This is a genomic window from Rhodococcus mengyinensis (assembly GCF_048381435.1).
In the GTDB taxonomy this organism is placed as follows: domain Bacteria; phylum Actinomycetota; class Actinomycetes; order Mycobacteriales; family Mycobacteriaceae; genus Rhodococcus_F; species Rhodococcus_F opacus_D.
In genome coordinates this window covers 72,405-86,342 of sequence record NZ_JBLWIT010000018.1, presented here as the reverse complement: position 1 = coordinate 86,342, position 13,938 = coordinate 72,405, and the positions used below count along the sequence as shown (strand labels likewise).

Sequence of the window (13,938 nt, the reverse complement as noted above, 5' to 3'; positions counted from 1 at the left end):
CCATGGATTTCATCGAATCCGACGAGCACGTCGCGATCCGCGAGGCGGTCGCCGCCATCACCACCAAGTTCGGTCCCGACTACTACACCCGCCACGCCTTGGCCCACGAACCGACCACGGATCTCTGGAAGGCACTGGGTAACAGCGGTTTCATCGGCATCAACCTCCCGGAAGAGTACGGCGGGGGCGGCGCCGGCATGACGGAGCTGGCGCTGGTGTGCGAGGAGACCGCCGCCCACGGCTGCCCGCTTCTGCTCCTGCTCGTCTCCAGCGCCATCTCCGGTGAATTGATCGCCAAGTACGGCAGCGACGACCAACGGCAGCGATGGCTTCCGGGCATGGCGTCGGGCGAGACCAAGGTGGTCTTCGCGATCACCGAGCCCGACGCAGGGTCGAATACGCACCAACTGTCCACGCACGCCGTTCGCGACGGCGACGACTACGTTCTGAACGGCACGAAGTACTACATTTCGGGTGTCGATGAGGCGGAGGCGCTCGTGGTCGTCGCCCGTACCGGGCACGACGAGGTGACCGGGCGGGCTCAACTGTCGTTGTTCCTGATCCCCACTGATGCCCCGGGGCTGGTCAAAAACGTGCTCCCGGTCGGGGTCGCGCTCCCCGAAAGGCAGTTCACCCTGCACTTCGACGACGTACGCGTTCCGGCCGACAGCCTGCTGGGAGTCGAACACGAGGGCTTTTCCCAGGTCTTCGACGGACTGAACCCCGAGCGGATTACCGGCGCCGCGATCTGTGTCGGAGTCGGCCGGTTCACCCTGGGCCGCGCGGCCGAGTACGCCCGAACACGCACGGTCTGGGGCCAGCCGATCGGGATGCATCAGGGACTGTCTCACCCGCTGGCAAAGGCGCAGATCGAGGTGCAACTGGCCGCCCTGGCCACCGCGAAGGCCGCATGGTTGTACGAGCACGGAAAACCCGCAGCCGAGGCATCGAACGTGGCGAAGTACGCGGCCGCCGAGGCGGCGGTCGCGGCGGCGGATGCCGCCATCCAGACGCACGGCGGCAACGGACTGAGCAACGACTACGGGCTTCTCCCGCAGTGGGGGCTTGCCCGGCTTCTCCGGATCGCCCCGGTGAGCCGCGAGATGATCCTCAACTACGTAGCCCAACACAGCCTGCAACTGCCCCGGTCCTACTGACAGCGCCCTTCCACGAACCGAGGAACACGATGTCCACCACCGAAATCGGTCGCAATCTGATCCACCGGATCAACGTCGGTGACAGCCTCACCCGGTCGGCCTGGCGCAGACCCGAGGCACTGGCGCTGGTCGACGGGGACCGCCGATTCACCTACCGCGAGTTCAACAGCTGGGTCAACCGGGTCTCACACGGGCTGCACCGTCACGGCCTCCGCAGCGGCGACGCGCTCGCCCTCGCGTCCGGCAATTGCGCGGAGTTCCTCGTCACCTACTACGCCTGCGCGAAACTGGGGCTCGTGTGCGTCCCGATCAATCTTGGCTGGGGCACAAGCGAAATCTCCTACGTCCTCGACCACTCGGCGACCAAAGCGGTCGTCGTCGAGAACGAATTCCTACCGAGAGTTCACGACGCTCTCGCCGCTGCAGTCAGCGTCGTTGACATCGTTCTCCTCGACGGCGAGGCCCCCACAGGGGATCCCACACTCGCCGCCTTCGCGGAGCTGGCCAGTGGTTCACCGGATTCCGAACCTGAGCATGTAATCGCCGACCGCGCACCGCTGTCGTACCTGTACACCAGTGGCACCACCTCGTTCCCGAAAGGGGTGGTCGGAAACCACGCCGCCATCTACCTCGAGTCGATGACCATGGCGCTCGAGGCGCAGTTCCGTGAGGACGACCGGTTCGTGGCAATGATGCCGATGTTCCACACCGCGCAACTCAACACCCACTGCACCGCCGCGATCCTCGTCGGAGCCACAATCTTCATCGAACGACGCTTCGACGCTCGCCGCCTGTTGGCCCTGATCGAATCCGAACGAATCACCCAGATCTTCGCCCTCCCGATGATGTACAGCGAAATGCTCGAACATTCGGACATCGGCTCCCGCGATCTCTCCTCGCTTCGCCGCGCGCTGTACGCCATGGCCCCTATGCCGCGGCATCTCATCGAACGCTGCATCGAGGTCTTTGCATGCGATTTCTACCTGCTGTTCGGCCAGACGGAGATGAGTCCGACGACCACGCTGTTCCGACCCGAACACCAGTTGACCCACACCGGCGCTGTCGGAACGCCGGTGATCGGGGTACAAGCGGCGATCATGGGACAGGACGGCGGACTCCTGCCCACGGGGGACGAGGGAGAGATCGTCTACCGAAGCCCACACACCATGACCGAATACCTGGACAACCCCGAGGCCACCGCCGAGGCCTTCGACCACGGGTGGTTCCATTCCGGCGACATCGGACGGTTCGACGACGACGGCATCCTCTGGTTCACCGACCGGTTCAAGGACGTCATCAAGACCGGCGGCGAGAACGTCTCCTCCCTCGAAGTGGAGCGCGCCATCTATCAGGCCGATCCGCGCATCGCGGAAGCAACTGTCGTCGGGCTCCCCCACCACCGATGGAGCGAGGCGATCACCGCGGTCGTGGTGCCGGCATCCGGCGCAATGGTCGATCCCGCGACGCTGATCGAGAAGATCAAACGGTTGATCGATCCGTACAAGACCCCCAAGGCAATCATCGTGGTCGATGCGCTCCCCCGAACCTCGACTGGCAAGATCCAGAAGAACGTGGTTCGCGAGCGGTTTGCCGAGCACTATGAAAGAAGGTGAGACGACGATGGTGGAGAGTAGTGGGATGATCGACGACAGAACCGAGCCGGTACGCACACGGGACCCGGCGCGCCGCTACAGGATCTTGACCGCCACGGCGGACCTGGTGGCGCGAAACGGTTTCAATTCCGTGTCGATGGCCGACATCGGTGCGGCGTCCGGTATCACCGGTTCGGCGATCTACCGGCACTTCGACAGCAAGTCCGCCGTTCTCGTCGAACTCTTCGACATCGCGATAGATCGCCTGCTCGCAGACGCTGAACGAACCCTCGATAGCGGGATCGGACTCGAGCAGGCGCTGCGTGAGCTGGTCGATGGACAGATCGAATTCGTCGTCGGAAAACGCGAGGTCGCGCAGGTTTACCACAACGAGATTCACAACCTCCCCGAAGACGACCGCCGGCGCCTGCGTCGCAAGCAGCGGCTCTACATCGAGGAATGGGTACACCTGGTCGACGAACTGCGCACAGACCTCGACGACGGGGAAGCCAGGGCAGTCGTGCACGCCGCCATCGGTGCCCTTCAATCGACGCTGTTTCACAGCGTCGGGCTTCCGGTCGAACGTTTACGGCAGATCCTCGCTGACTCGGCACTCGCGGTCCTCGGCGTGAGTTCGACAACGACCTAGCACCACAACGAATCCTGCGGCGGTATAAAGATGACCGCTGCAGGATTTGTCGTTGGATCCGCAGAGTCGGGGCCGCCGCCGCTGTCTCCGACTCGACATCGACTACCGCCGTGCGCTCCGGAACGAAACTGCCGTACCGCGGATGACGCCAAGGTGCCCCACGAGATCGGCATCGAACCGGTCGCCACGAGCCGGGTCGACGGGGTCGTGCAGCGCAACGATCATCGGCCAGCCGGCACCGAAGTTCACCCCGAAGAACGTGCACGGGAAGAGAACGAAGGTGCCGGACAGTCCGACCGGGTGCGACATGAGCGCTGACGCAGCACGGTGGCGCCGACCGTGAAGGCGACAACCCGGGGTCCCGCGAGAGACCTGAGGGCGGGGTGGTCGAAGATCCGAAATACGTGCGCCAATTTTCCGCAGTTCACTATCCCGCAATTGCGCGGTGGCGATACCCCTTCCGCAGCGGTCCCAGCTAGTGATGCGGAACGGATGGCGGCCCCTGCACGATCCCGAGGGATGAATCGTGCAGGGGCCGTGTCTATCAGACCGGGTCGATCACGATCGCGAAGGCACGCGCCTCCGGACCCGGGGAGCGATTCAATGAGATGAACTTCGCCTCGGTGTACTCGTCGAGTGCGTGGGGGCCGCCTTCACGGCCCAGACCACTCTGCTTGAAGCCACCGAACGGGTAGGCGGGATGAATGACGTGCCAGTCATTGATCCACACCATGCCGGCATCGAGTTCGCGGGCGATCTCGATCGCCTGTTCCTCGTCGCCCCATACCCCGGCGGACAGTCCGTAATCGGTGTCGTTGGCGATCTTGATCGCCTCCTCGACCGAGTCGTAGGTGAGCACGACCAGGACCGGTCCGAACACCTCTTCACGTGCGATCCTGGCATCGTTGGTCACACCGACGAAGATGGTCGGCTCGATCCAGTAGCCCTTGTCGAACTCGGGACCGGTGGGAACGCCGCCGCCGATCACGGCCTTGGCGCCCTCGGTCTCGGCGATCGCGAAGTAGTCGAGGATCCGCTGATGCTGGACCTTGGAGATGATCGGCCCGACTCCGGTCGCGGGGTCGAGCGGATCACCGACCTTCAGCGTGCGGGCACGCTCGACCAGCCGCGAGACGATCTCGTCGCGGTTGCTCGACGGAATCAGCAGTCGGGTGCCGGCTTCACAGGCCTGGCCGTTGTTGGCCAGGGCCGCGAACAGCGCACCGTCGATCGCGGTGTCGAGGTCGGCGCTGTCGAGAATGATGTTCGGTCCCTTGCCGCCGAGTTCGAGGGTCACTCGCTTCACGGTGTCGGCCGATTGACGCAGGATGCTCTTGCCGACCGCGGTGGAACCGGTGAAGGCCACCTTGCGGACATCGGGGTGACCGCTGAGGTGCGCGCCGGTGGGTTCGCCGTCGCCGGTCACCACGTTGAGCACGCCGGGCGGTAGGCCCGCCGCCTCGAACTCCTTCGCCAGCTCGAGCGCGACCAGGGGGGCGTGCTCGTCGGGCTTGAGGACGACCGTGTTACCCGCTGCGAGGGCCGGGGCGATCTTCCACACGATGACCAGCAGCGGAATGTTCCACGGCACGATCGCCGCCACCACACCCAGCGGCTCGCGCCGGACGAGGCCTTCGGCCGGCACTGGCCCTATCTCGGGACCCGCCGTCTCGAACTCGTATGTGGCGGCCTGGTCGGCCAGGTACTGCATCTGAGCGATCGACAACCCGATATGCAGGGCCCCGGTGATCCGGATGGTGGCGCCGTTCTCCCGTGTCTGGAGCGCGGCCAGCTCGTCGATACGGCCGCCGAGGCGCGTGGCGACATCGTTGAGCAGGGCTGCTCGTTGCGCGGGCGGGGTACGCCGCCAGGTGCCCTCTTCATGCGCCGCCTTGGCCGCAGCGACGGCCTGGTCGACGTGCGTCACGCCGCCCTTGGCGACGGTGGCGACGAGCTCTTCGGTTGCAGGGCTGCGAATTTCGTAGTTCTCGCCGGTATCAACCCATTCGCCGTTGATATAGAGCGAGTAGTGCGGGACGCTCATCGGCGTGCTCCTCTTTCTCTGATGTGACTAGCGACAGCAGTGCGGTGTCGAAGGTTTCGACGGTCAGCTGATCTGGCGGGCCCGCCCTTCCCAGAACGGGGCACGGATCGACTTCTTGTCGATCTTTCCGGCCGGATTGACCGGAAGGGTGTCGACGAATGCCACCGTCTTGGGCGCGTGGACGCTGCCCATCTCCCTTTTGACGTGATCGATCAGTTCCTGCTCGGTTGCCGCGACACCGCTCTTGAGAACGATGACCGCATGTACCGCTTCGCCCCACTTCTCGTGGGGGACGCCGATCACTGCTGCCTGCGCAACTGCGGCATGGCCGGCCAGTGCGTCCTCAACCTGTCGCGGAAACACGTTGAATCCGCCGGTGACCACCAGGTCCTTCTTGCGGTCGACGATGTAGAGGAACCCGTCCTCGTCGAGGCGACCGATGTCGCCGGTGTGCACCCAGCCGTCGCGCAGCGCCTCGGCGTTGCGGGAGACGTCGACGTAGCTGAGCATCTGCCCGAGCTGGCGGGACACGATCTCGCCGGGTTCGCCGAGCGGCAACACCTGATCCGCTTCGTCCTGGATTGTCACGTCGACGTGGAACAGGGGCCGACCGGCCGAGGCGAGCCGTTTGATCCACACCTCGCTGTCCACGCGGTGCTCGTTCTTGCGCAGGCATGAGACGTACCCGGGTTCGGTCCCGGCATAGGCCTGGATGAAGATCGGGCCGAACACGTCCAGCGCCTGACGCAGCCGGTCGGGTGCGATGGGAGATCCCGCGTAGATCATCGTCCGCAGCGAAGTCAGGTCGTGCGCTTCGCGGCGCGGATGGTCGAGCAGCAGGTAGATGATGGTGGGAACGACGGCGGTGGCGGTCACCTTCTCCTGCTCGATGGTGCTGAGCAGTGTGTCCACGTCCAACCCGGGCAGCATCACGTTGGTGCCGCCCCGCAGGAACGTCGGCATGACGAAGATCTGCGTGTAGTGGGTCAGTGGCGCACCGTGCGCGAAGACCTCACCCCAGGCGATGTCGCCGATCTCGAGACCCGCGGTGATGCTGTAGTGGCCCCAGGTGAAGTGCGAGTTGACCACACCCTTGGGGTCCCCGGTGCTCCCCGAGGTGAACAGGACGTACGCCTCGTCGTGGACGTCGATCTCCACCTCGGGACGAACCGTCGGCTGCGATCGGAAGAGTCCGTCGTAGCCGAACACTTCGCCGATCTCGGGGGGCGCCGAAGCCGGACTGCTCCCGATCCGGATCACGGTCTGCAGCTTCGGCAGGTCACCTTTGATCTCGGCGACGACTGCGTCGAACTGGGCGTGATAGATCAGCGTGGTGGCATCGGTCTGGGAGAGACTCGACCGGAATGCGTTGGCAGCATTACGCGTAGGCATCTGCACCAACACCCCGCCGGCAGCCCAGATTCCGTGCTGCGTGGGGATGAATTCCAAGCAGTTCGGCATCAGCAGGCCGACGCGCTCGCCCTTCTGCAGCCCCAGAGAGACGAGTCCGTTCGCTACCTGGTTGCGCCAGTCGAGAAGCTCGCGGTAGGTCACCCGACGATCACCATCGACGATCGCGACGTTGTCCTTGTAGTAGGTACATGCCCGATCGAGCACGTCCGGCAACGGCCCCCACATGGTCAGGATCCAACGAGGACGGACGGGTCGAATCCTTCGACCCAGTACTCCGGCGTGATGATCGGGATTCCGAGTTCCTGCAGTACAGGGGTGTCGTTCCAGTACGTCGTTTCGCGGACGATCTGTCCGTCGCTGTCGAGCTGGTGCCAGGTGATGCCGCGGGTGGACAGCGTCTTGCCCTGGGTCGGGACTCCCTTGTAGGTCTCGAGACCGGTGCCCGTCCAGTTCCATAGGATCACCACGGCCGGGTTTCCGGCCACGCCGGCCACCGGGAACGAGTCGGTGATCTCGAAGGAGTGCAGGCCGACGCCGTTGGCGGTGTCGGTGTTCGCGTACGGGGCGAGCTTCGGCGCCAGCTCATCTTTGGTGATGGCGGTGTCGGTGACGTGGTCGGAGTCGGCGTGGTCGTCGTAGACCAGGTCGTCGGCGTACAGGGCGACCGCCGCCGCGGTGTCGGTGGTCAACGCGGTGATCCAGCGCCGGGCGTGGTCTTCGTGCTTACTCATGGTGCTCGTAGTTCCTTTCGCAGGGTTCGGTGTCAGACGAGAACAGCGGACTTGGTCACGCTGGACGGGTCGATGGGCTGTCCCAGATCCGCCGCTGCCGTCGCGATGTCCCACAGGCTCGCTTCCCGGGTGATCAGGCCGGCTTCGTTGTAGATGTGGAACGTCAGTCCGCGCGCTCCGGGCACCTTCCCGTTGGCCGGGACGCCGACGAAAGCGGTCGCCGTGGGCGCCTTCCAGGTCCACCGGTAGATCGCCGACTTCTCGTCGCCGACAACTTCATCGATCCGAAAGTTGTTGATGCCGATGCCGTTTTCGGTGTCCTTGTTGGCGTACGGCCCGAAGACACGGAGGAGCTCGTCCCTGTCGGTGATCTTCTGGCCGAGGATGGGATCCTCGAAGAGGAAGTCGTCGGCGTACAACGCGACGACTGCCTCGGGGCTCTCACGGAAGGCCTTCAGCCACTTGACAGCAAAGGAATGACTCATGAATATCGCTCTCCTCGGTGGTTGTCATAGTCCCCGCGGATACTCGAATATCGATGTGCTCCGCTCACTTCAGGAACACCTTCAAGGTATTGCGTAGGTCACACCGGCGACCACTTACTCGGGGAGGAAACCCACCCCTCAACAGGGGGATACTCGGAGGAGACGGACTCGGAGATCGGGGCGATGATCACCGAGTCGACCAGTCCATCCGGTGGCTGACCGGCTGCTGCGGCGCCGGTCTGCGGTTCCGAAACGGGCGTACTCGGGGAGCACGGTTTGGCATCGGAATGCGACCGCCGCCCGGCGGGGGCCGGGCGGCGGAGCGCTGACTAGATGGTGACGAATCGACTACACGATGCGGTTGCCGATCGACCAGGCAATGGCCTGTGAACGGTTCGTCGCACCGAGTTTCCGCAGGATGTGCTTCACATGCGATTTCACCGTCCCCTCCGTGATGACGAGAGACTCGGCGATGTCGTTGTTGGTCGCCCCCGCCGCCATCAATGTGAATACCTCTTGCTCGCGGGAGGTGAATTCTGCGAGAGGGACCAAGCTGGGACGTGAGGCGAATTCCGCCGCCGGGTCGATTCCAGCAGGATCGGAGTCGACCCGGCCGGCCGAGGCCATTCCCGATTCGCACAGCTCGTCCATCGTTGCCACCGTCGACGAGAGGATTTCCCTGATCTGGTCGCGTTGGCTCCGCAACCGCTCCATCAACGACGTCCGCTCATAGATGTAACCGACCCCTTCGGTGAAGGCCCACAAAACGTCGCGGTCGATCTCGTCGATCCGGCTCGGAACCGGGAAGTGGTCGGCATGAAGCAAACCGACAACGTTGTTGTCGAGAACCAGGGCGGAGACCACGTACGAGCGTGAGCGACCCGACTCGACGATGATCGGCCGGTATACCGGCGCGTTTTCCGTGTCGTAGACGATCGCCGGCCGATGATCGGTCAGCAGCCGCGCTTCAGGAGCCCGCTCGTCGAACGGTATCCCGCGATCGATCCAGTCGGTGAACCATGAGTCCGATTCATCGCCCTCGCCCAGGTACGCCTTCCACGGTTTCCAGGTTCCCGCCTCGACCCGCGACAACACCACCCGCCGGAATCCGCAACGAACGGCCACGTCCTCACAGAGGCGGTCGAGGAGGTCGGAGGTGCTCGGGACGGTCCGCAACCGGTGGAGTCCCGCCGAACATTCGGCCAGACGTTCGGTCCTACGGCCCATTTCGTTCAGGTACAGATCCATCGCCACCTGCTGCAGGTCGAGGACTGTCTTGGTCAGTCGCTCCACCTTGGCGGTGTCGGCTGCCGCGGCCCGTCGCAGCTCGTCGACGCAGTGATGCGTCAGGACTGAGATCGCCTCTGCGGAATGGGCGGGACGCTCGTGCCGGATCCCCGGAAGAGTGGTCGAACCGACATCAGCGAAGATCTCGTCCCGGATGGCCTCCAGCCGAGTGATCAGCTCGATGTCTTTGCGTCGCCACCCCTGCAAGGATCCCCGTACAGTCTGGTGCTGCGTCGTTGCGATCAATGCCTGTGTCATAGCGTCCGTCCCATCGAGCGTTTCATCTTCCCGTATCGCGCGATGGCGCTGGCCCTGTTGGTGGCACCCAACTTGCGGAAGATGTGTTTCACATGGGATTTCACCGTGCTCTCGGACACGGTGAGCTGGGCGGCGATTTCCGCGTTCGACGCGCCTTTCGACAGCAGTTCCACCACATCGACCTCGCGTGCGGTCAAGTGCCGTTCAGGCCGCCCTGAGACTGGCACCTCCGACGATCCGCCCGCCGCCCCACGATCTCGGCGAGAAGGATCGACAGCCGCCGGAGGCAACATCCCGACGGGGGCGTCGAGGGTCAGCGGGCCACCGTGAACGTCGTCGATCATCGCTTCCGTGGCGCTGAAGACCATACCGAGCCGGTCACGCTGCTCACGCAATCGCTCGGTCAGCACCATCCGTTCGTAGATCGGTCCAAGCCCGTCGGCGAAGAGCCGAACGATGTCACGGTCCGCGGACGTCAGCACCCGGCCCGAGATATTGGTGTCGGCATGAAGCAGGGCGACGACTGTTCCGTCGACCACCACCGGCGCAACGACATAGCTTGTGGTCCTCGACAACCTGATGAGCGGACGATACGTCCGGGCTTCTGAACCGGCATCGCTCACCAGCATCGGGATCCGGCGCCGTACGACATCGGCCTCGAGCGGCGACGCGCTCAAGGGGATCTCCAGATCGCTCAGATAGTTGCGCAGCGCGGCGGAAACGGCCTCGGAGACCAGGTGCAGGGTGTGCGGAATCCACATCGAACCCTGAATGCGAGAGACCAGAACCCGGTCGAATCCCCCTGCGGTACACAGTTCTTCGGCCGAACTACTGAAGAACTGGCCGGGCCCGGCCGCCGCCGAGCGCAGGCGGGCCAGCGAACCGAGCACTCGCTCCAGACCGCGCTGGGGAGTCAGGCAGGCCTGCTCGTAGAGGACGCCCTGCGCGTGGTGTAGCTCGTCGAGAATGGCGGACAAAGCACCGGTCTCACCGATCGTGTCATCCGCGCTTCGGGTCTCGGTGACCTCCACCCCCGCCATTTCTCGCATCGCGGCCGCCATCTCGCTCAGCCGGTGGGCGACGGACGGCTGGGCGGCGGAAGTATTCACTATTCCTCCATCTCCGGGTGCGGGGCATCCATTGCCGCCATATCGGCGACGTCCTCCTCGGGATGCTGCGGCACTGCACCTGCCTTCAATTCACCATGTCGTGGCTCACGATTTACTTACGTCTGCCATTGTGGTGACCCGCATCACTATTGTCAACGCGGCGACCTCGAAAACCCCCTCGTCAGGGGGTATGCGCTGAAATCGTGCGGGGCTGAGGTCGCGACCGGTAGTGAATCGCCCTTAACTATGGGGGCGGGGAGTGTCAGCCATACAATGCGCGGCGGGCGGCCAGGCGCACACGTTCCTGCACGTTGGGCATGCACCGCAACCGTACCGTCCTGGATACATCGTTGACGATTGTCAGCGCAGCGTGAACACGAAATCGCACCTCGGTGTCGTCGAGTTCGGGCCGGGATTCTTGCAGCAGCTGGAACCACTGCCCGACGTAGTCGTGCTGCGCGCTGCGCACCGCGTGTCGTCGGACGGGTGGAAGGCTGAGTACCTCGCAGGTCAGCACGGCCAGCAGGTCGTGGTGGATCATCGCGAACGCAATGTACGCATCGACCGCGGCGTCCAGAGCCTCCTGGGAGGTGTCCGCGGAGAACAGTGCCTGCGACAGCCCCAACTGGAGCGGTTCCGCGCCCCGGTCGATCACGGCGGCCAGGAGATCGGCCTTCGTATCGAAGTGTCGGTACACGCTGGCGCTGTGGACCTGCACAGCGGCTGCGATCTCGTCCATCGTGACTGCTTGATACCCCTTCGCGCCGAACAGTCTGGTGGCCGCGCCCAGGAGAGCCTCGCGGCGCGATGCCGGCGCCATGCCGCCCCGTCCGGGAAGATCGGCGGCCGGTTCAGCTGCACTCTTCAACGGCGCCGCGCTGACGGCCACGGCCATGGTGGCGAGCAGGTCGATCAAACGGCCCGGCAGGATCTCGGTGCGGTGATAGCCCGGGCTGGTCAGAACCGCAAGAGTGCACCACGCCAGCAGTTCCGCGTCAGCGGCGCCCACCCCCGGCACGGAATGGCCGAGCGCCGCGGAGAGACGCGACACCACATCATGCAATCGGCCACGCAGGGACGCGTGCCGCTCCGGTGGCAGGTGTCGAATCTCGCGATTCCACAGAACTCCGAGGTCACGTCGAGTGCCGGCCGTTTCCGCCAGACCGTGCAGCAGTGCCGGGAGATCATCGATTCCGCGCGAGATCAGCAGCTCACCCGCCTGATCGAAGCTCTCGGCCACCGTGCAGGCGAGCAATTCCTGTTTACTCCGAAAGTGCCGGTACAAGGCCCCGGCGGTGATCCCGACGGACGAGGCGATGTCCTCGGTGCCCACATTGTGGTAGCCGCGTTCGGAGAACAGGGCGCTCGCGGCCACCAGGATCTGGGCCCTGCGGTTGCGGGGACGCGGAGTGCTGGTGAGCCGAGCTCGCCTCGGGCGCACTAGTTCGTCGATGCTCCCCGCCCCTTTCGACGCATTCGATGTGGCTTGAGATTTACTTACCGGGGTTGTAGCTTGATTTTCAACCTAGCATGCGCCATCGCCGCTTTCTCGGCATTTACTTAGGTGCACACCCTGCCTCTCGTGGTTCTCGCAAGGAGTCTGACGTGTCCATTTCCGAAGCGTTGGCGAATCGATTGACCGTTCCGTTGATCGCCGCCCCGATGACGGAGGTATCCGGCCCCGACCTGGTCATCGCGGCGTGCCGCGAAGGCGTCGTGGGATCCTTGCCCACCCACAATGCGGCCACCACCGGCGAACTCGACCACTGGCTCACCCGCATCGAGACGGCCCTGAGCGAAGTCCCGAGGTCCGCGCCCTTTGCGCCGAACCTCGTGGTGCACCGATCGAACCGGCGACTGCGCGAAGACCTCGCGTGCCTGGTGGATCACGGCGTAGAACTCGTCATCACCAGTGTCGGATCCCCCGAGCCCGTTCTTGCCCCCCTGCGCGCGATCGGATGCCAGGTCTACGCCGACGTCGCGACGTTGCAGCATGCGGCCCGGGCCATCGCATTGGGCGTGGACGGGTTGGTGCTCCTGACCGCGGGTGCCGGCGGCCAGACGGGCTGGGCGAACCCGTTCTCCTTCGTCCGCGCCGTCCGCGAGCGATTCGACGGCACCATCGTTCTGGCCGGCGGTATCAGTGACGGCGTGGCGTTGCACGCCGCCCTGGTTCTCGGCGCCGACCTCGGGTACATGGGCACGAAGTTCATCGCCACCGACGAAAGTCGGGCCGACAACGCCTATCGGCGGGCGCTGGTCGAGGCGAGCCTCGACGACGTCGTGCTCTCGACCCAGGTAGGTGGCATTCCGGCGAGCCTGCTCAAGTGCTGGGTCGATCGGCAGGCCGGAGACGCCGCGGGCGAGCATCCCGAATCCGAGGGTTTCCACCAGGACCGATTGCTCAGCAACCGCACGGCGTGGAGTGGTGGGCACAGCGTGTCCGGGGTGGACGCGGTCCTCTCGGTCGCCACGCTCATCGAGAAGACCGCCCGGGAATACGAGGAATCCCGCGCCAGATCGGTGGCGCGGGATAACTCCGGAGTACAGGCCGTCAGGTAAGCAGTTCTCGAGCCATCAGTTTCCACTCGTGCAGGTGCGGGTCGGTGGCGGGATCGCGCGGATCGAGCGCATAGGTCAGTGCGGCACCCCGCATCGAGGTGTTGAGTTGTTCGCGTACCAACTCGTAGCGCGGGCGTGCGCACAACTCGCTGCCGAAGAACGCGTCGGTCGTTGCTCTCACGAGGTGGCCCAGCCGGCGCTCCTCCGGTAGCAGCGCTTCGCGTAACTTGTCGTTGGCGCGGGAGGCGAGCCACAGCTCGGTCGCGGCCCAGAAATACGGCTGGTGGAAGGTGGGCCACATGATCTCGATCGCCCAGTCGATGCGCTCTGTGGGGTCGTGTGGCCAATCGTCGCGATGCCGCATGTCCTCCATCCGCGCCGTCGCGAGATGCTGGACGGCGGCGACGAGCAGCGCTTCGCGGGAGGGAAATTGTTGTAAGAGACGGCCACGGGACACCCCCGCCTCGTGCTGGATCCGCAACGTGGTGGCGGCGGAGTAGCCGTCCCGGAACAACACCGCAACGGCGGCGTCGAGTATCTGCCTGCGCGTGATCGCCCGCCGTTCTTGCTGGGTGCGCTTGACCGAGGCGTCACTGATCGACACCGACATCAGCTCCATCCGTTCGGAGAAAAGCCCTCAACGGGGTTGGC

At 64.8% G+C, this 13,938-nt stretch carries 13 protein-coding genes; 4 read left to right on the top strand and 9 right to left on the bottom strand.

Annotated elements, in window-relative coordinates; all coding sequences use genetic code 11:
- Positions 1-2 precede the first annotated feature (2 nt).
- From ACNJ7E_RS02420 to ACNJ7E_RS02410, 3 genes are read left to right on the top strand one after another with little or no spacing between them, the layout of a single operon-like run.
- Positions 3-1,157, top strand: a complete 1,155-nt coding sequence (locus ACNJ7E_RS02420) for an acyl-CoA dehydrogenase family protein (RefSeq protein ID WP_072949355.1) — start codon at positions 3-5, stop codon at positions 1,155-1,157.
- Positions 1,158-1,186: 29 nt separating this feature from the next.
- Entirely contained in the window at positions 1,187-2,770 is a 1,584-nt protein-coding gene (locus ACNJ7E_RS02415) for an AMP-binding protein (protein WP_418339001.1), read from the top strand.
- Positions 2,771-2,795: 25 nt separating this feature from the next.
- Positions 2,796-3,398, top strand: coding sequence for a TetR/AcrR family transcriptional regulator (locus ACNJ7E_RS02410; protein WP_009472354.1), 603 nt, complete (start codon positions 2,796-2,798; stop codon positions 3,396-3,398).
- Positions 3,399-3,500: 102 nt separating this feature from the next.
- Here the strand turns inward: ACNJ7E_RS02410 and ACNJ7E_RS02405 are convergent, their stop codons facing one another.
- The 8 genes from ACNJ7E_RS02405 to ACNJ7E_RS02370 form a co-directional block, all read right to left on the bottom strand.
- Positions 3,501-3,707 (bottom strand): hypothetical protein, encoded by a 207-nt coding sequence (locus tag ACNJ7E_RS02405; RefSeq protein ID WP_418339000.1) that lies wholly within the window; start codon positions 3,705-3,707, stop codon positions 3,501-3,503.
- A gap of 235 nt (positions 3,708-3,942) precedes the next feature.
- The gene (locus ACNJ7E_RS02400) at positions 3,943-5,442 is read right to left on the bottom strand and encodes an aldehyde dehydrogenase family protein (RefSeq protein WP_418338999.1); all 1,500 of its coding nucleotides are present in this window, start codon (positions 5,440-5,442) and stop codon (positions 3,943-3,945) included.
- Positions 5,443-5,505: 63 nt separating this feature from the next.
- The gene (locus tag ACNJ7E_RS02395) at positions 5,506-7,080 is read right to left on the bottom strand and encodes an AMP-binding protein (protein ID WP_418338998.1); all 1,575 of its coding nucleotides are present in this window, start codon (positions 7,078-7,080) and stop codon (positions 5,506-5,508) included.
- A gap of 2 nt (positions 7,081-7,082) precedes the next feature.
- Positions 7,083-7,586 (bottom strand): ketosteroid isomerase-related protein, encoded by a 504-nt coding sequence (locus tag ACNJ7E_RS02390; protein WP_418338997.1) that lies wholly within the window; start codon positions 7,584-7,586, stop codon positions 7,083-7,085.
- A 32-nt stretch (positions 7,587-7,618) separates the two neighbouring features.
- Positions 7,619-8,071 carry a ketosteroid isomerase-related protein gene (locus tag ACNJ7E_RS02385; RefSeq protein ID WP_005563703.1) on the bottom strand — a complete coding sequence of 151 codons (453 nt, stop codon included), beginning with the start codon at positions 8,069-8,071 and terminating at the stop codon, positions 7,619-7,621.
- Between the two features lie 348 nt (positions 8,072-8,419).
- Positions 8,420-9,616, bottom strand: coding sequence for a helix-turn-helix transcriptional regulator (locus tag ACNJ7E_RS02380; protein WP_418338995.1), 1,197 nt, complete (start codon positions 9,614-9,616; stop codon positions 8,420-8,422).
- Positions 9,613-10,725 carry a LuxR C-terminal-related transcriptional regulator gene (locus ACNJ7E_RS02375; protein ID WP_418338994.1) on the bottom strand — a complete coding sequence of 371 codons (1,113 nt, stop codon included), beginning with the start codon at positions 10,723-10,725 and terminating at the stop codon, positions 9,613-9,615. The genes ACNJ7E_RS02380 and ACNJ7E_RS02375 overlap by 4 nt, the downstream gene beginning before the upstream one ends.
- 262 nt (positions 10,726-10,987) lie before the next feature.
- Complete coding sequence (locus tag ACNJ7E_RS02370) at positions 10,988-12,166, bottom strand: TetR/AcrR family transcriptional regulator (RefSeq protein WP_418338993.1); 1,179 nt, start codon at positions 12,164-12,166, stop codon at positions 10,988-10,990.
- A 164-nt stretch (positions 12,167-12,330) separates the two neighbouring features.
- Here ACNJ7E_RS02370 and ACNJ7E_RS02365 point away from each other — a divergent pair, with 164 nt between their 5' ends.
- A complete protein-coding gene (locus ACNJ7E_RS02365; protein WP_418338992.1) occupies positions 12,331-13,287 on the top strand; it encodes an NAD(P)H-dependent flavin oxidoreductase in 957 nt (318 codons plus the stop codon).
- On the opposite strand, the gene ACNJ7E_RS02360 is transcribed toward ACNJ7E_RS02365, so the two are convergent.
- Complete coding sequence (locus ACNJ7E_RS02360) at positions 13,280-13,906, bottom strand: TetR/AcrR family transcriptional regulator (RefSeq protein WP_418338991.1); 627 nt, start codon at positions 13,904-13,906, stop codon at positions 13,280-13,282. The two genes, ACNJ7E_RS02365 and ACNJ7E_RS02360, sit on opposite strands and share 8 nt — an antisense overlap.
- Positions 13,907-13,938: the final 32 nt, after the last annotated feature.

Excerpts from the sequence above, each read along its gene's own strand:
- ACNJ7E_RS02405 (WP_418339000.1), bottom strand. The coding sequence starts at position 3,707 with ATGTCGCACCCGGTCGGACTGTCCGGCACCTTCGTTCTCTTCCCGTGC.
- ACNJ7E_RS02420 (WP_072949355.1), top strand. The coding sequence starts at position 3 with ATGGATTTCATCGAATCCGACGAGCACGTCGCGATCCGCGAGGCGGTC.
- ACNJ7E_RS02360 (WP_418338991.1), bottom strand. The coding sequence starts at position 13,906 with ATGGAGCTGATGTCGGTGTCGATCAGTGACGCCTCGGTCAAGCGCACC.
- ACNJ7E_RS02385 (WP_005563703.1), bottom strand. The coding sequence starts at position 8,071 with ATGAGTCATTCCTTTGCTGTCAAGTGGCTGAAGGCCTTCCGTGAGAGC.
- ACNJ7E_RS02415 (WP_418339001.1), top strand. The coding sequence starts at position 1,187 with ATGTCCACCACCGAAATCGGTCGCAATCTGATCCACCGGATCAACGTC.
- ACNJ7E_RS02380 (WP_418338995.1), bottom strand. The coding sequence starts at position 9,616 with ATGACACAGGCATTGATCGCAACGACGCAGCACCAGACTGTACGGGGA.
- ACNJ7E_RS02395 (WP_418338998.1), bottom strand. The coding sequence starts at position 7,080 with ATGTGGGGGCCGTTGCCGGACGTGCTCGATCGGGCATGTACCTACTAC.
- ACNJ7E_RS02390 (WP_418338997.1), bottom strand. The coding sequence starts at position 7,586 with ATGAGTAAGCACGAAGACCACGCCCGGCGCTGGATCACCGCGTTGACC.
- ACNJ7E_RS02410 (WP_009472354.1), top strand. The coding sequence starts at position 2,796 with ATGATCGACGACAGAACCGAGCCGGTACGCACACGGGACCCGGCGCGC.
- ACNJ7E_RS02400 (WP_418338999.1), bottom strand. The coding sequence starts at position 5,442 with ATGAGCGTCCCGCACTACTCGCTCTATATCAACGGCGAATGGGTTGAT.